The organism is Listeria sp. ILCC796 (assembly GCF_900186175.1).
Taxonomy (GTDB): domain Bacteria; phylum Bacillota; class Bacilli; order Lactobacillales; family Listeriaceae; genus Listeria; species Listeria goaensis.
Window position 1 is genome coordinate 1 of record NZ_FYBV01000008.1, and the last position, 17,238, is coordinate 17,238.

Genomic DNA, 17,238 nt, shown 5'->3' on the forward strand with positions numbered 1-17,238 from the left:
CTTCGGCTTGAATGCGACTGTCATAGCCCACATAGAAGTCTTCTTTCACCGTTACGGTTCCCGTATGTTCACGCGTAACTTCAGTAGAGGCACTCGATGTTTTTCCATTTGCAGTGGCTGTCGCCGTTACCATTGTCCCTTCTGCTTGTACAGGGATAGTGAAACTATAACGTCCGTCAGAACCTGCAGCTCCTTGGGCAATCGTTGTCGTACCTGCTTTAATCACCATGCTTGCATTCGGTTCCGCAGTTCCTTGTGCAATCGTTGATGTTGTTGTTAATGGATCAATCGTCGTTTGTGCAATTGTTGCGCCCGCTGTTACGGTCGTATTTGCACTCGATGTTTTTCCGTTCGCTGTTGCAGTAGCTGTGACAACTGTTCCCACACTTTGTTGTGGAATCGTCAAGCTGTATTTCCCATCAGAGCCTACTTTTCCACTTGCAAGTTGCGTATTGTTTTGGTCTTTAATCACAATATTCGCGTTTGGCTCAGCCGTTCCTTCTGCTTTTACAGAATCCGTTGTTAACGAATTAATGGTAGTTTGCGCAATACGATCATTGATGACTGTTGTATTTGCACTTGATGTCTTACCATTCGATGTCGCGGTTGCTGTTACAACTGTTCCAGCTGCTTGTGGTTGAATCGTCACCGTGTAAATTCCATCAGAACCAATTCTTCCACTTGCAATTTGGTTGTTATCTTGATCTTTTAGAACGATTGTTGCGTTTGGCTCACCAGCCCCTGAAGCCGTTACGGATTCAGTATTTAATGGGTTAAAGGTAGTTTGCGCAATACGATCATTAGTAACGACCGCAACGGCACTCTCTGTTTTTCCATTTTTAGTTGCTGTCGCTGTGACAATCGTTCCAACCAATTGTTTCGGAATCGTCACACTATAAATACCATCAGAACCTACTGTTCCACTCGCAATTTGATTGTTATTTTGATCTTTAAACACAATCGGCGCATTTGGTTCTGCAGTACCTTCTGCTTTCACAGAATCTGTGTTCAATGGGTTAATCGTTGTTTTCGCGATACTACCTTGAGTGACGGTTGTGTTGGCACTCGATGTTTTCTCGCCAATTGTCGCGGTTGCCGTTACAACTGTTCCGACTGTTTGTTTCGGAATGGTAATGTCATAGCGACCATCAGAACCCGCTTGCCCCGTCCCAATTGTACTCGAACCTACTTTAATCACTACATTCGAGTTAGGTTCAGCGGTTCCTTGTGCTTTTATCGAATCCGTTGTTAACGCATTAATCGTTGTTTGCGCAAGGTTCCCTTGTGAAACGGTTGTATTCGCACTCGATGTTTGGCTATCTTTTGTTGCCGTTGCCGTTACAATTGTTCCTACGGCTTGTTTTGAAATCGTCAAGCTATACGTGCCATCAGAAGCCACTTGACCATTAGCCAGTTGGTTATTATTTTGATCTTTAATCACAATAGCCGCATTTGGTTCAGCGGTTCCTTCTGCTTTTATTGAATCTGTTGTTAAGGAATTAATTGTGGTTTGCGCAATAGCTCCTTGTGTGACGGTCGTATTCGCACTCGACGTTTTGCCAGCTAATGTAGCTGTTGCGGTAACGATTGTTCCTACGGCTTGTTTTGGAATACCTAAGCTGTAATTACCATCAGCGGAAACCCTACCTGTTGCAATTGTATTTCCACCAACTTTAATCGTAATATCTGCGTTGGGTTGGGCAGTTCCTTCTGCAAGAGTAGAATTAGTCGTTAACGCGCCAATAGTTGTTTGCACAAGATTCCCTTGTGTAACAATTGTAGAATCGCTTTCTGTCTTACCACCTTTTGTTGCCGTTGCCGTTACAGTTGTTCCCACCACTTGCTTCGGAATGGTTACACTGTACGTACCACTTGCGGTTACAGTACCAGTTGCAATTTGATTGTTGTTTTGATCTTTAAACACAATGCTTGCACCTGGTTCAGCGGTTCCTTCTGCTTTCACAGAATCCGTTGTTAAAGGATTGATGACTGTTCGTGCAATATTGCCTTGGGTAACAGTTGTATTTGCACTTGCTGTTTTATCATTCTCTGCTGTCGCAGTTGCCGTTACAACCGTTCCTGCGGCTTGCTTCGGAATAGTTACACTGTACGTACCATTAGCGGCTACATCGCCACTTGCAATTTGATTGTTATTTTGATCTTTAAACACAATCTTTGCATTTGGTTCAGCTGTTCCTTCTGCTTTTACAGAATCTGTTGTTAGTGCATTAATCGTTGTCGGCGCAATTTCTGCATCTAAATCGACAATGCTAAAATCGCTCATTTGAATGGTCCCATTCGTTGTTTCAAACATAACGTGAGACTTGTCTGAAAGTGCTGTAAATGTACCAGTTGTTAATTGACCGTCAGCATTTGCAAAGCCATAAGGACTGTTATGATGAGAGTAGAGTGCATCGCGATCGGTTACATTCGGGAAATAATTGTCACCATTATTAACAGCCACCTCTACTTGTCCAGTTCCCCCAGTTGGCGTAACTCTATATTGAATTCGATAGTTATGTCCTGCCACCGTGTCAAAACCTTGACCTATCCCAAAAGATGTAGCGTAAGGTAATGTTTGATTAGCACGTATTTGACCTATTCCATTCCCAGAGAATTTAGCGGCATAATTATCATTATTCCACGTATATTCCCAACCATCTTGAGATGTTCCCCAACCAGGCCTTGTTAAATTACCTGTATTTGGTACACCAATCCAATAGATGGGATACCACTTTACTTTACTGCTAAAACTTGCATCCACAAGATTTCCGCTACCTGCTTCCAAATTGGCTTTAAGATTATTTACGCCAGCATTAGCTGCATCTGCCGTTACTACATTAAACGGTATCGATGTCGCAATAGTCGACGCAAAAACAGTTGCTGCCACTGTACTAAGTGCAATTTTTTTCAACTTTGATTTTTTGATCTTCAAATTGTCAATTCTCCTTCTTAATTGTTTTTTGAACATAATAAAAGATAGAAAATTTACATTAGGGTTCTAATCCCTAAACTCTTTTCTACTAAATCGCTTCCCGTCTATAGATATCTAATTTTTTCGTCAATCCTCCTCTTCTAAAACAAATTGATATTCTATACTTTTTCATAGTAACACTTAAAACCTATTGAAAATGGCTATAAAAATAGATTTTCCAATTGATTTTTTGTAAATTCTGTGACAAAATGACACAACTAAACTTCAAACAGCAAAAAAAGCGAGAAAAATAAATTTCTCACTTTTTTTCGTTATTTTATACCTTTTTAAATCAGAATTTTTGAATTAGAATAACGCCTATCAGCATAATAAGAACCCCTAAAACACGGTAGCGATTAATCGGATGGCGAATAACTCCGAACCAGCCGAAATGGTCAATTAAAAGAGCGATGAGCATTTGACCACAAATCGCGAGAACAACAACCATTGCGGAGCCGAGCACTGGCAGAAGCAGGATATTAGACGTGATGAAGAAAACGCCCATTAGGCCGCCTGTGAAAATCCACCACGGTACTTTTCCGACACCGCGAAGTTTAAAAGTGACTCTTTTCTCAACGACAAGGCAAATGATGAAAAGCGCGATTGTTCCGACTGAAAACGAGATTAGCGAAGCGACAAACGGAGACCCGACGGCTTCGCGAAGTTTTCCGTTGATGGACGTTTGAACGGGCGACATCATTCCAGCGAAAAAGCCCATCATCATGAATAAAAATACTGTTTTTGGAGCTTGTTTAACCAAATGAATCCCTCCCTAAAATCTTTGCATCAAAAAGACGCCGAAAAACATGAGTAACACTCCGATGAGTCGTTCGGGGTTTAGTTCATGGACAGGCAAATTGAACCAGCCGAACTGGTCGATTAAAATTGCCATAATCATTTGTCCACAAACGGTCACCATAACGGTTAATGCCGCGCCTAATTTTGGTAAAAGTAAAATGTTATTCGTTAAGAAAATGATGCCGAGCACACCGCCGCCAAACCAAATCCACCATGGGCTTGTAGCGATGGCCTCGCTAAACACACTATAATCACGAAATGTAATTAATGAAATAATAAGTAAAACGGTGCTGCCGACTGCAAATGAAACGAATGATGCGATGAACGGTGATTGTGTGTACCCTTTTAATCGCGTGTTTACAGATGTTTGAACGGGCAGCATCATGCCAGCTAGAATACCGGCTAGTAAGTAAAAAGCAATCAATTTTTTTCCTTCTCCCTCTCTAATTCACTCACTTAGTTTACGCGTAAATATGCCATTTGTAAACACCATTACTGTTCAGCATATTCAAGCATTTTAGAATGCGCATCTAACGCGCTTTTGGCATTTTCATAAACAAGATTTAATAGTGCTTTCTTTTCGCCTTTTTTAGGCGTGCGGACTTTGATTTCGAGCGTTTCTGCTAATAATTTCGCGTTTAATTGTTCTGGGATGAGTAGTTCTTTTGGTTTTAAATGGTTGGGATGCGAATAAAATGTGACGAGGTAGCTTTCGACCATTTCTTCGAGGTCCGTTGTATACTCAAATACTTTTGCGGTTCGGCCAACGATGGCGCCATTTCGAACGAAGAAAACTTGAACGGCGAGAGCCGCTTCTCCGGCAACAAAATTGGCTACGTCGCGGTGGCCAAAATCGCGGGTGATTACTTTTTGTTTTTCGGTAAGGCGTTCTAACACGCTTAAAAGTTCATTTGTTTCTTTGGCTCGTTCAAATTCGAGCGCCTCCATTTGGCTTGCCATACGCATTTTCATTTCCCGTTTGACTTCTGTTTGTCCGCCGTTTAAAAAGTGCCTAATCTTTTTGATTTGCCTTGTATACTCTTCTTGACTCACATTTCTAGCACAAGGGCCAATACACATGCCTAAATGATAGTAAAAACATGGTCGGCCTCGCTTTCCTGAACAATAACAGAGGGGGTAAAGTTTTTGTAGCAATTCAAGGGTTTCTGTTGCCATGTAACGGCTTGCGTATGGTCCAAAGTAATGGGCACCGTCTTTTTCGATGTCTTTTGTGAGCTCAAGATGCGGGTTTTTTTCGTTTGTGATTTTAATGTAGAGATAGCGGATTTCTTCTTTCAACATGACGTTATAGGGCGGCTGATATTTCATGATGAGCGTCATTTCGAGCAGAAGTGCCTCTTGTTCGGTGTCTGTAAGAATAAGTTCAAAATCGTGGATATGGTGAACTAAACGTTTTGTTTTCCCAATTTGCGTTTTTGTAAAATAGGATTTTACACGTTTTTTTAAGTTTTTTGATTTTCCAATATATAAAATTTCGCCTTTTTTGTCGCGATACATGTAGCAACCTGGCGACTCTGGCAAAGTTTTGAGTTTTTGCTGCAACTCGCTATTCATTTGACGACCTCCAAAAACGTACGTTCGCCCTTTTATTTTAGCCCTTTCGGATAGTTTTGTAAAGACGAGACAGGAAATGTCTTTTGTCAAATTGAGTTGTTTATTCAAATTCGCTCACTTTTAAATAAACCCCGTTTTGAGAGATTTTTTTGATTTTCTCGTTCAGCTTTCTAATTTTGATAGAGTATTTAGACGCACACTCTATCTTTCCAGCTATTCTCACAAGCGGATCAACGTAGCGCCACTTTAGCTTCTTATGGATATCAAATGATTGTTCTGATTTTCTGACGACTACTTTGGCATATAACTCGCGTATGCACTCGCTAAGCTCTTGGTTCTTAGATGATTTTAAGATTTCGAGCACCTCATCATCTGTTTTTAATAAGTCTTCCCACTTTATAATATTTTTTTCAAGAGCGAGGTTTAAGGCAGAAGATAGTCGTTCGTATCCATAAATGTTTAATGGATGATAAAAGAAATCTATCACTTCTCTCTTATAAATTTCAACAAACCATTCTGCACTTTTTAAAGATGTCACAACAATTTGATCATCCATTAAAACCAATTTTTTTAAAAAGGAATGACTTTCATCAAGCGTAATGAAGCCATACTCATACATGTCTCGCAATGTATAATCAATTCTATCTACACTTAAAAAGGGAAGTTTTTTGTCTAAAAGAAGCCAATTGCCGTTTAAAATAGTTGATAAGTTTATCCCATATTTTTTTAGGATTTTGGGAATTTCTGAACGCAGTACAATATCTTCAAATATCTTTTCATGATAACTTTCATCTGTCAGCTTCAAGCTCATATCAATTACATGCGAAAAAGCTGTATGCGAAATATCATGGAGAAGTCCTGCAATTTGTTCCTCAAGAGACCCGCCCAACTTTTTAATGAGGAGCATTACTCCAACAGAATGGTCGTAACGATTTACATTCCATGAAGGATTTACAATATAGCTCGCGCCTCCTTGGTGGATTTCTTTTAATCTTTGAACGGGGGCTGACTCCATTAGCTCAACCACCACTTGTTCAACCTCAAAATTTCCATATAAATAGTCGGCTATCTCCATATTTTTTTCACCTCAGTTAATGACATCTACAAAATCTCAATATAACCTTTCGTGCCATTTACGCGGATCATTTGGCCGTCTTTGATTTGGCTGGTTGCGCCGTCTACGCCTACAACTGCCGGGAGGCCATATTCGCGTGCAATGACGGCGCCGTGTGTCATCAAGCCGCCGACTTCTGTCACTAAACCTTTAATCCCAAGAAATAACGGCGTAAAACTTGGGTCGGTAAAAGTGGTTACGAGAATGTCTCCCGGTTCGAGTGCGGCGTCTTCTATTTTGGTAATCACTCGGGCGCGTCCTTCGGCAACACCAGAAGAAACGGCAAGCCCTGGAATGGCGCCTTTTGGAAGGTCGTCCGTTTTATATTCTCCTGTCACAATTTCGCCGTCTGACGTCATGACTCTAGGCGGTGTTAGGGTTTGATACAAGTCATACTCGGCTTTTCGTTTTTGGATAAGCTCGGCATTGGCGGTTTGCGTTTGGAATACTTCTTCTAATTCAGCAAGCGTGAGGTAATAAATATCCTCTGGTTGCTCGATGAGGCCAGCAATTTGCAGGGTTTCTGCTTCTTTTAAAAGCGCTTGTTTGTAGACAAAATAATGCGTGATCATGACATATTTTGGATACTCGCGGAAACCGCTGAACGTTCGGAGCGCCTGAATGACCTGACTAGTTTCAGCCGCTTTTGTTTCCCCGTCTTCGAGCTCCATGAGGCGTTCTAATAGTTCGCTCCGTTTGTTTGACGCTTCCGTTAGACCCGCATCAAATTTTTCTTTGCGAGCACCTTGGCTGAAATTTTTAATGTTGCTTAAAATCATTGGGACAAGTATTTCTGGTTCCTCACTCCAGCGTGGTTTCGTTAAATCAATTTCGCCGACACAGCGCATACCATACGCTTGTAGGTAGTCGAGTAAGGCAGCGCGTACTTCTTCTCCTCCTTTAAAACGAGGGAGCTCTTTTAAGAATTGATTGTCTTTTACGCTTTCCAAGTAGGCGATGATTTCGGGATACGGGCGGAGTGTGTCGGCAACGTCAAGCAGTGCGAGGCCCATTTCGGACGTGATGTTGTCTGGAAGTGACTGTGAGAGAACATCTGCGGCATTTATTTCGCCTAGCCAGTCCTGCATTTTCTCGTTTAGCCATGCGGCAGAATCCATGGAGGCCATGATGGCGCTAATCGTTTGTTTATCCGACAAAAAGCTTTTTAATTTGGCTATATCATTTTGAATGAACTGAATGAGTTCGGCGCCAGTTAACGTTTTAATCTCATGTTTTAACTCATTTAGCACATTTTCACGATTTTGTACGATGGTAGGCACAATTTGCGGGTCGAGATTTATCGTTTCTGGCACAGATGCTAGTTTTTTCACTTTGTTTTCTGTAATTCTCGCTTCATCAAATTCGTCTGCTGTTTCAACAAAATTGCCGCGTTTTAAAATCGTTGTCAGCGCATCTTTCGTTAGCGGCTCAGAACCGAACGTTTCTAAAATAGCATAGCGGCTTTCAGGCGAAACGAGCCTTGGCAACACATCAACGAACAGACGGCCACCCGCTTGAAATCGCTCGCCAAAAGACGTCTGCACATAAACAGACATGCCAAGTGGCAAGAGCGGTTCGGTCATCATTTGCTGGTGCCCAACTGACAAATAAATTCGCTTAACCGCCTCATCATTTGCCGGTAGCGGGTAAAGCGTCGTAATCGGACGGGCTTGCACGACATAAAACTTGCCGTTAAATAAGCACCACTCCACATCAACCGGGTAGCCAAAATTTCGCTCGATTTCACGCCCCACGTTCGTCAGCTCCAAAATTTGTTCATTCGAGAGCACTTGCTGGGCGCGCCTCTCCTCGCTAAGCGCCTGCTTCAAAACCCCTTTTTCTCCCTGAGTAAAAAAAGCGACCTCTTTTTGCGCCACCAGCCGAGAGGTGACCTTGCCGTTTTTCGTCTTATAAACGTCCGCCTGAACTTGCCCAGAAACAAGGCCTTCGCCTAAACCAAAACTTGCATCCACCGTCGTGACCGTTCGATCCCCCGAAAGCGGATCCGCTGTAAATAGCACGCCTGCTGCCTCAGCCGGCACGAGTTTTTGAATGGCAACCGCGAGTTTAGGCTCGCCCGAAAACCCATTTTGCAGCCGGTAAATAATGGCCCGTTCATTGTAAAGCGACGCCCAACACTTCTGAACGTGCGCTAAAATGGCATCTTCGCCCTTGATATTCAAAAATGTATCTTGCTGCCCTGCAAATGACGCCCCCGAAAGGTCTTCTGCTGTCGCGCTTGAACGCACTGCATAGGCAAAATCAGTTCCGTAGCTTCGGAGGACGGATTTGATTTCATCTGCTACTTCATTTGGTATCGCTTGAGTTAAAATGGCATGACGGATTTTTTGCGCAACTTCGCGAATCGCCGTTTGTTGACCGATTTCTAAAGCCGCCAATTGGGTGAGCACATGTTGAATGTCACTTGAACTCTCCATCATTTTTTGGAAGGCATCTGTTGTAACGCAAAAACCTGCTGGGACGCGGATAGCTTGGATTTTCCTAAGCTCACCTAAATTCGCTGCTTTTCCTCCCACTAAAGAGAATTTCGTTTGGTCAATCTCCTGAAAATCATAAACAAATGAACCCATTTGATCTCCTCCTCTTTCAAAGTAGACTTATTATAGCAAGCAAAAAATACAATAAACAGTCTATAATTCTAATTTTTTATCTGGTATAATAGAAATAGAGATACGGAACATTCATGGTTTGCCCTAATTTGGGGATTATAAACCATGTTTTTGTTTTTTAGGAGGATAAGTATAATGGAAAATAATGTTTTTGAGGGTATGGCGAAAAAATATGATTCTCCTGACCGAATCGAGCTTGCACAAGTGATTTCGGCGCAAATTCGTACGAAATTACCAGATGCGCATGACAAGAAGATGTTAGATTATGGCAGTGGTACGGGGCTTGTTGGCTTAGCACTTACGGATTTAGTGAAGGACATTTTGCTTGTTGATTCGTCCCTAAACATGGTGGAAATCATTCAGGAAAAAATCGCGAAACGCTCAATTTCAAACGCAAAAGCGGAAGTAGCTGATTTAACGAAAGAACGCTTGGCTGAAAAAGTAGATATCATCATCGTTTCATTAGTTTTGCTACATATTCCTGATACGAAATTAATTTTACAACGCCTTTACGACAGTTTGAATGCTTCTGGGCGTTTAATCATTGTCGACTTTGATAAAAACGAGGCCGTCTTTCATCCAAAAGTTCATAATGGTTTTGTTGCTTCTGAACTTAGCAATTTATTGCAGGAAACTGGCTTTTCGTCTACTGAAATAAATATTTTCCACCACGGTGAAAATGTGTTTATGAAACAGGATGCGGATCTTTTCATTGCGGTTACTGAAAAAAGCAACTAAAAAAACAGCGGAAATTCAAATTGAATTTCCGCTGTTTTTTATATTTTCTTCACGAATTCTGATTTTAATTTCATGGCACCAAAGCCATCAATTTTACAGTCAATGTTGTGGTCGCCTTCGACTAATCGAATGTTTTTAACTTTCGTCCCGATTTTCAAAGCAGAAGAGCTTCCTTTTACTTTTAAATCTTTAATGACTGAAACCGTGTCGCCATCTGTTAGCAGGTTCCCGTTTGCGTCGCGCACAACGAGCTCTGTGTCAGCCGTAGCTGTCGCCTCCGCGCTCCACTCATGACCACATTCTGGACAAATAAAAAGTCCACGGTCCTCGTAAGTGTACTCTGATTTACATTCTGGGCAATTTGGCAAATTTGACATTTTAAACACATTCCTCCATTCATTTCTTCTATTATAGCTCAAATACTCACAATTTCACAGCGCTTTTTCATTTTCTGCTTAACAAATCGCTGTTAACCCGATATAATAAAATTAGTGTTTTTAACGTAAATATGGAAAGAGAGTGTTCTTATGGGCCGTAAATGGGCAAATATTAAGGAAAAAAAAGCTTCAAAAGATACAAATAACAGTCGAATTTATGCAAAATTTGGGATTGAAATATATGTCGCTGCAAAACAAGGCGAACCAGATCCGCATGCCAACCAAAAGCTGCGTTTCGTTATTGAACGCGCGAAAACTTACAACGTACCAAAACATATTATTGACCGCGCTATCGAGAAGGCAAAAGGGACAGGCGATGAAACTTACTCCGAACTTAGATACGAAGGTTTTGGACCAAACGGATCCATGGTCATCGTGGATGCACTCACTAATAACGTCAACCGTACCGCGTCTGATGTTCGCGCCGCATACAACAAGAACGGCGGAAACATGGGTGTGAGTGGTGCAGTTGCCTACATGTTCGATAACACAGCCGTTTTCGGCGTAGCAAATAAAGATGCCGAAGAACTACTTGAACTTTTAATGGAACAAGACGTCGACGTGCGCGATATTATTGATGAAGATGGTCAAGCCATTATTTACGCTGAACCAACTGAATTCCACAACGTCCAAGAAGCACTTAAAGCTTCTGGCATCGAAGAATTTACTGTTGCCGAAATTGAAATGCTTCCCCAAAGTGAAGTCACCCTAGAAGGCGATGATTTAGAGAAATTTGAAAAACTAATTGATGCGCTTGAAGATTTAGAAGACGTACAAAAAGTTTATCATAATGTGGATTTGTAAAAGTTAAGGTATCAATAAACAAGCATAGAGCCATAATACTCCATTTTTCATGGGATATTAAGGTTTTATGTTTTTCTATTTTTATTTCCGAGACAAAAATTAATTTATTATTTTCTCAGCATCAGTCATTAATTTTTTTACATCTATTATTTTATTATTACTATTACTTCTTAGAATTTCTGCGGAACTCGCAATGGTCAAAGTGCTGAGAAAATCCAAAATATCACTAACTAAATTTAGGAAAATAAATTCTATGAAAAACATAATTTACTTCTTGCTTGCTCTTTTATTAACAGTAGCCCTAGCATCCTCCTCAGCTTTTATATATTTATATTTCGAAAAAGATTTTTCAACTCTGTTTTTGATTAGTATTATTATTAGCAACATTGTATTACTATTTTTAGGAGCATTACTCATAATTAAGCTACTAAAAACCCGTCATTTCTTTAGCGCTCTAATCGCATGTCTAGTAGTGGTATTTAGTATAGGTTTTGCCCTAAAAATCTCTAATTGGGATGGGAGCATCGTTACAGGTTTTTATAATATTGCAGGTAAAGAAAAAGTAAATGATCAATATTATTTAGAACTTTACTACTTAGATTTAGACACATATTTAAAATTTCGAGTAGATGAAAAAGAGTATAACTCTGTTGATGTGAGTGATAGAAAAGGCTATTTGTTAGCTTTTAAATATATAAAAATCAACGGGAACATTTTTTCAAACTTAGACCATATAACTACGCAATCAACTGACATTTCTAGTGAAGAAGATATATAACATAAAAACCATTCCTTATAAAGCTTTAGCAACTATGATAAAAGTAGTGAACAATCTAAAAATATAACAAATTAATTTTATTGGAGATTCTAATTTATGAAGAAAAAGATAACTTATTTTGCTGTCATTTTACTATTTATTTGTAGTATTTCAATCGCCTCCTTGTATACATTCTTGTACTTTGAGAACGATTTTTATGGCTGGTTCCTAGCTGTAATAATACTTTCAGATGTTGTCCTGCTATTTTTAGGCTTGAATATTTTTATTAATCTCGCTAAGGGGCATCGTCTATTTAGCGGGTTAATAATAATGGGGATTGCAATACTAGGAATTTATTTTTCTATGAATACTTCTATTTTAAGTAACGGGATGTCGTCTACTGGTTTTTGGAACATTATTGATAAACAAGCAAAAGATGATACATATCATATTGTTATTTATAACGGAGACATTGATAAAAATATAGAGTTTGAAACATCTAAAAGAAACTATCAGGCAGTTAAAGTGAGTACTAAAGAAGGCTATTTAATGGATTTTAAGTATATAGAATTAGGCGATAAACTATTTTCCAATCTAGCCCATATAGATACTACCCCTGCTGAATATACGCTTGATGAAGAAATTGATTAACAAAATAAATACTAAGACTAGTAGGGGAACCTGTGCACGTGGTTCTGTCTACTAATCTTAGTATATTTTTTTATTCAAATAGCTCTACTACCTCTTCTTTATGTCTTGATAAGGAGTAGAAGCCCACACCTCACTTTATCCCTTTGAGTTTTTCAAGCGTCAAGTCCGTATCGCACAATATCTCTAAGTTTCGCGCCAACTTGTCGTTCGGGAAGTCCCACCAGGCGAGTTCTTTTAAACAAAGTGTTATCTCTTTAGAAAAGCGGTCTTTTATTTTCCGTGCGGGATTCCCGCCGTAGATTTCATACGCCCCCACGTTTTTAGTGACCACCGAATTCGCTGCGATGATGGCTCCGTCGCCAATTTGAACGCCTGGCATTACCGTCACATTTTGCCCAATCCAGACATCATTTCCAACAACAGTATCACCTTTATATGGCAAATCCGTTAATTTTGGCGTCACCTTCTCAAAGCCGCCGCCCATAATGTTGAACGGATATGTTGTGGCAGAAGCCATCCGATGATTCGCCCCGTTCATAATAAACGTAATACCTTTTGCAATCGCACAGAATTTCCCGATTATCAATTTATCCCCGAGAAAATCATATAAATGTTCCACATGCGCCTCAAAATTTTCTGGCCCGTCTGGATCGTCATAATACGTATAATCCCCCACAATAATAGACGGATTCGTCACACAGTTTTTAATAAACGCAACCGAGCGAATGTCAGGATTTGGATAAAGCTCATTTGGGTTTGGTCCAATCATTTCTCTCTCCTCCTCACAAAATTTATCCTCTTTATTATACCATTTTTAACATCTCAAAAATCAATCGCCTAGCTTCCTCGGACTCTGGGATTTCGAAAAGCGGATAAATGTGGGGAAGCTCGCCTGCCTCGTAATATGTCACATTTGGAAGTCCCCTTTCATAAAAAAGATGGGTGTCAGGGTTTGTGATGTCGCGCGTGCTTGAAAGAATTAAAATTTCAGGGATGCCTGAAAAATCGCCAAAGAACGGGCTCACTAGGCTGTCCGTGTAGTCTCGGCCGTTCGCGTACCACGTGCGAATCTCTTTTAGCGCCGTCGTCCCGACCACATTATCGCGCTGCTCCACCTCAAAAATGGCCGGATTATCCAGGCAAAAATTCATGAACGGGGAGATTCCAACCACTTTTTTGGGTAAAGCTAGGTTTTCTAGCTTCAAAAACTGGACAAATGACAGCGCGATGGCTCCGCCTGCCGAGTCTCCTACGAGCGACACATCTCCCGGATATTTCAAATAGACTTCCTTCAAAAAGCGCATCACATCGTCAACATGGTAATCAGGCGCGAGCGGATAATTTGGTACCACTAACCTAGCACCTGTTTCAAGTGCAATTTGTTCGATGAATTCGTAATGCATGGACGTTATCGGCAAAATGAAGCCGCCGCCAGCTAAATAGATAATGGTTTGTTCCGTTTTAGTTTCTGGCGTGATTTCAAAATAGGAATGTGCGCCAATTTCATGTTTGGACACATTAAAACGTTTAGCAAGTTTTGTCGGTACGGCCGGCTGTTTTTGCTTTTTCGCAATCGCTTTTTTTAACGGCTCGCCTTCCAAATTCCAAATTTTCTTCACATTAGCGACTTTCGTTGCCAGTTCAATCACGCGTAACATCATGCTTTTTTTCATATTTCGTCCTTCTTTCTACTACTTCGCAAGCCATTATATCACAAAATGTCACCCTCCTAGTGACAAAAATTTGCTGTTTCCAAAATACCATTCCTCTTATAATAAAACTAGGATCCCAAACGATAGAAATTGGAGTGATTGTGATGCCCATTATGGCGGAAAATGGAATTGATTTACAGTTGGAAGGAAAAACGAAAAACGAAATTTTAGGAAAAATTGCCGAGGTCGCGCATCAAACGGGCAAAGTAAGCGATACGAAATTGTTTTTTGAAGATTTATGTAAGCGCGAACAAGAGTCGACCACTGGATTTGGCGGTGGCGTTGCGATTCCCCACGCCAAGTCAGACGCCGTGAATGAAGTTGGTATCTTATTTTTTAGAAGCACAGAACAAATTGAATGGCAGGCACTGGACGGTGCGCCAGTATTTTGTTTTATTTGCTTGATGGTACCTGCAAATGGCGGCGAGGAACATTTAAAACTGTTGTCAAAGCTTAGCCGCAAATTGGTTGACCCTGATTTTGTAAGCGCATTAAAAACGGGTGAAGAGCATCAAATTTTAAGTCTCATTCGTTCAGTAATTTCTTAAAAAAGGAGAGGTTTAGGTTGAAAATTGTAGCTATCACGAATTGTCCTGCTGGCATCGCCCACACGTATATGGTCGCTGAGGCGCTGGAGCGAAAAGCGGTATCGCTTGGGCATACGATTAAAGTGGAAACGCAAGGTGCAAGCGGGGTCGAAAATCACTTGACGCCGGCGGAAATTAAAGCGGCGGATTACGTCATTTTGGCGCTAGGACGCACGATTAGCGAAGATGACTATTTCCGTTTTGCTGGGAAAAAAGTAGTTGAAATTAAGGTTTCTGAAGCGCTTAAACAAATTGAAACGCTTTTTGATGATTTGGGCGCCAAAGCAACGACATTTGGCAGCGATCAAGCGGTTAAGATGGGCAAACAGGAAACGCCATCTGGTTCTGTTATGGGTCATCTGATGGCTGGTGTTTCAGCAGCACTTCCGTTTGTTATTGGCGGTGGTTTACTTGTTGCAATTGCTAATATGCTCGTGCAATTTGGCATGCCGTATACTGATATGACAAACGGCGATCCGTCATTCACTTGGATTGTTGAGTCCATTGGTTATCTTGGCTTTAAATTTATGATTCCAATTATGGGCGCTTATATTGCGAGTTCAATTGGCGATAAGCCGGCATTTGCGCCTGCTTTCTTGGTAACTTATTTGGCGAATGATAACACGATGCTCGGCACACAATCAGGCGCTGGTTTCCTTGGTGCCGTTGTCCTCGGACTTGGCGTTGGTTATTTTGTGAAATACTTCCGTAAAATGAAACTAGGCAAGGCACTTCAGCCGCTCCTAGGTTCGATGATTATCCCTTTTGTCACGTTATTTGTTTTTGGAATTTTAACCTACTACGTTCTTGGGCCTTTGATGGGTGGTATGATGGACGGCATGCTTCATTTCTTGAACACGATTCCGTCATCGATGAAATTTGCCGCGGCCTTCCTTGTTGGCGCTATGCTTGCCTTTGATATGGGCGGTCCGATTAATAAAACAGCCTGGTTCTTCTGCTTCGCTCTTCTGGATAAAGGGATTTACGATTGGTACGCAATTGTTGGCGTCGTGGCACTTATGCCACCAATGGCCGCTGGTATCGCTACATTTATTGCCCCGCGCCTGTTTACAAAACAAGAAAAAGGCGCTGCCATCAGCTCGATAATTGTTGGGGCTACCGTTGCAACAGAACCAGCAATTCCTTATGCGCTTGCCGCGCCGCTGCCGATGATTACGGCGAACACAATTAGTGGCGGAATTGCTGGCGTTCTAACGATTATGTTTGGTGTTGAACGTTTAGCACCAGGAATTGGAATTTTCGACCCGCTAATTGGACTTATGTCCCCTTGGTATTGGTTCTATCTGGCGCTATTCATTGGGCTCGCGCTAAATATTTTCTTGATTATTACGTTAAAATCGATTTGGTTAAAACGGAAAGAGGCGAAATTAAAAAATGAAGAAAGACTTACTGAAACGACTGGTGAAGGCATCTAGCGTAAGCGGCGACGAAGAAGAAGTGCGACAAATTTTAAAGGAAGAACTAGGAAGTGTGGCCGATGAAATTAGTTACGATGGTTTAGGCAGCTTTATTGCGCGAAAAGGTTCTAGCGGCCCTAAAATTGCGGTCGTTGCGCACATGGATGAAGTTGGCTTTATCGTGAAACATATTACAGCAGATGGTTTCATTTATTTTGACACGGTTGGTTCGTTTTGGAGTCAAAGCTTACTCAATCACCGCGTTGAAATTCGTACGGAAGACGGGGCAAAGGTTTTAGGGATTATCGGGTCGGTTGCCCCGCATGCATTATCTGAAAGCGAGAAACAAAAACCTGCTGCTATTTCTGAAATGTTTATTGATATTGGCGCAGATTCTTATGAAGCCGTTCTAAAAAGAGGGGTTAACATCGGGGATTTTGTGACACCAGAAGCGAATTTTGCTGCTCTTTCAGACGATAAAATTCTCGGAAAAGCGCTCGATAATCGGGCGGGATGTGCGCTCATGGTGGAAATTTTCAAGGCATTTGATAATGCGAATGCGACGCTTTACGGCGTGGCGACGGTGCAAGAAGAAGTCGGCCTGCGCGGGGCACAAACTTCGGTTCAAAAAATCGAGCCTGACATCGCCATTATTTTAGACACGCTCGTAGCAGGTGACACGCCGAACATCAACCCGATTCATTTCCCGCTAAAACTAGGCGGCGGTGCTGGCATTCCGCTTTTCGATAAACGCTACTTGGCACACAAAAAACTGACAAAGGCTTTTAAAATGTTAGCAGGAAAACTGGATATTCCTTTGCAATTTTGCACGCTGAAAACGGGCGCAACTGATGGCGGGCGCTACAACGTGATGGCTTCCGGGCGCCCGGTCATTGCCTTCACATTGCCAACTCGTTATTTACACGCAAATTCAAGTATGATTTCCTGCTGCGATTACAATGCGACCAAGCAACTCGTTTCTTCCTTTGTAAACACATATAGCACGTCAGTCCATACGGAAATTAGTCAGTTTTAATACAAAA

16 protein-coding genes are annotated in these 17,238 nt (G+C 41.3%); 7 read left to right on the forward strand and 9 right to left on the reverse strand.

Translation table 11 applies throughout. The features are described from left to right. The 6 genes from CFS04_RS09125 to ppsA all read right to left on the reverse strand — a co-directional run. Positions 1 to 2,935: Ig-like domain-containing protein (locus tag CFS04_RS09125; protein WP_255377784.1), on the reverse strand; the 2,935-nt coding region annotated here is incomplete at its 3' end. A gap of 331 nt (positions 2,936 to 3,266) precedes the next feature. Continuing rightward, complete coding sequence (locus CFS04_RS09130; protein WP_369821476.1) at positions 3,267 to 3,698, reverse strand: DMT family transporter; 432 nt, start codon at positions 3,696 to 3,698, stop codon at positions 3,267 to 3,269. Positions 3,699 to 3,746: 48 nt separating this feature from the next. Next, entirely contained in the window at positions 3,747 to 4,196 is a 450-nt protein-coding gene (locus tag CFS04_RS09135) for a DMT family transporter (RefSeq protein WP_088810392.1), read from the reverse strand. Between the two features lie 68 nt (positions 4,197 to 4,264). Continuing rightward, entirely contained in the window at positions 4,265 to 5,347 is a 1,083-nt protein-coding gene (gene uvrC, locus CFS04_RS09140; protein ID WP_088810393.1) for an excinuclease ABC subunit UvrC, read from the reverse strand. A gap of 100 nt (positions 5,348 to 5,447) precedes the next feature. Then, the gene (locus CFS04_RS09145; protein ID WP_088810394.1) at positions 5,448 to 6,422 is read right to left on the reverse strand and encodes an HD domain-containing protein; all 975 of its coding nucleotides are present in this window, start codon (positions 6,420 to 6,422) and stop codon (positions 5,448 to 5,450) included. 26 nt (positions 6,423 to 6,448) lie between these two features. Next, positions 6,449 to 9,052, reverse strand: a complete 2,604-nt coding sequence (ppsA, locus tag CFS04_RS09150; RefSeq protein WP_088810395.1) for a phosphoenolpyruvate synthase — start codon at positions 9,050 to 9,052, stop codon at positions 6,449 to 6,451. A gap of 174 nt (positions 9,053 to 9,226) precedes the next feature. Between ppsA and CFS04_RS09155 the strand changes: the two genes are divergently transcribed. Continuing rightward, positions 9,227 to 9,829: a class I SAM-dependent methyltransferase gene (locus tag CFS04_RS09155; RefSeq protein ID WP_088810396.1), complete on the forward strand. Its 603-nt coding sequence runs from the start codon at positions 9,227 to 9,229 to the stop codon at positions 9,827 to 9,829. Positions 9,830 to 9,867: 38 nt separating this feature from the next. On the opposite strand, the gene CFS04_RS09160 is transcribed toward CFS04_RS09155, so the two are convergent. After that, on the reverse strand, positions 9,868 to 10,206 hold the full coding sequence (locus CFS04_RS09160; protein WP_088810397.1) for a zinc ribbon domain-containing protein YjdM: 339 nt from the start codon (positions 10,204 to 10,206) through the stop codon (positions 9,868 to 9,870). 150 nt (positions 10,207 to 10,356) lie between these two features. Here CFS04_RS09160 and CFS04_RS09165 point away from each other — a divergent pair, with 150 nt between their 5' ends. From CFS04_RS09165 to CFS04_RS09175, 3 genes are all read left to right on the forward strand, one after another. Then, the gene (locus CFS04_RS09165; protein WP_088810398.1) at positions 10,357 to 11,070 is read left to right on the forward strand and encodes a YebC/PmpR family DNA-binding transcriptional regulator; all 714 of its coding nucleotides are present in this window, start codon (positions 10,357 to 10,359) and stop codon (positions 11,068 to 11,070) included. Between the two features lie 253 nt (positions 11,071 to 11,323). Beyond that, the gene (locus CFS04_RS09170) at positions 11,324 to 11,848 is read left to right on the forward strand and encodes a hypothetical protein (protein ID WP_088810399.1); all 525 of its coding nucleotides are present in this window, start codon (positions 11,324 to 11,326) and stop codon (positions 11,846 to 11,848) included. Between the two features lie 96 nt (positions 11,849 to 11,944). Beyond that, on the forward strand, positions 11,945 to 12,478 hold the full coding sequence (locus CFS04_RS09175; RefSeq protein WP_088810400.1) for a hypothetical protein: 534 nt from the start codon (positions 11,945 to 11,947) through the stop codon (positions 12,476 to 12,478). Between the two features lie 130 nt (positions 12,479 to 12,608). On the opposite strand, the gene CFS04_RS09180 is transcribed toward CFS04_RS09175, so the two are convergent. Then, positions 12,609 to 13,247 carry a Vat family streptogramin A O-acetyltransferase gene (locus tag CFS04_RS09180; RefSeq protein ID WP_088810401.1) on the reverse strand — a complete coding sequence of 213 codons (639 nt, stop codon included), beginning with the start codon at positions 13,245 to 13,247 and terminating at the stop codon, positions 12,609 to 12,611. A 34-nt stretch (positions 13,248 to 13,281) separates the two neighbouring features. Further along, positions 13,282 to 14,151, reverse strand: coding sequence for an alpha/beta hydrolase fold domain-containing protein (locus CFS04_RS09185; protein WP_088810402.1), 870 nt, complete (start codon positions 14,149 to 14,151; stop codon positions 13,282 to 13,284). A 143-nt stretch (positions 14,152 to 14,294) separates the two neighbouring features. Here CFS04_RS09185 and CFS04_RS09190 point away from each other — a divergent pair, with 143 nt between their 5' ends. The 3 genes from CFS04_RS09190 to CFS04_RS09200 are packed head-to-tail and all read left to right on the forward strand — an operon-like array spanning position 14,295 to position 17,231. Further along, positions 14,295 to 14,738 carry a PTS fructose transporter subunit IIA gene (locus CFS04_RS09190; RefSeq protein WP_088810403.1) on the forward strand — a complete coding sequence of 148 codons (444 nt, stop codon included), beginning with the start codon at positions 14,295 to 14,297 and terminating at the stop codon, positions 14,736 to 14,738. Positions 14,739 to 14,755: 17 nt separating this feature from the next. Continuing rightward, positions 14,756 to 16,213, forward strand: coding sequence for a PTS fructose-like transporter subunit IIBC (locus CFS04_RS09195; RefSeq protein WP_088810404.1), 1,458 nt, complete (start codon positions 14,756 to 14,758; stop codon positions 16,211 to 16,213). Next, entirely contained in the window at positions 16,173 to 17,231 is a 1,059-nt protein-coding gene (locus CFS04_RS09200) for an endo-1,4-beta-glucanase (RefSeq protein WP_088810405.1), read from the forward strand. The genes CFS04_RS09195 and CFS04_RS09200 overlap by 41 nt, the downstream gene beginning before the upstream one ends. Positions 17,232 to 17,238: the final 7 nt, after the last annotated feature.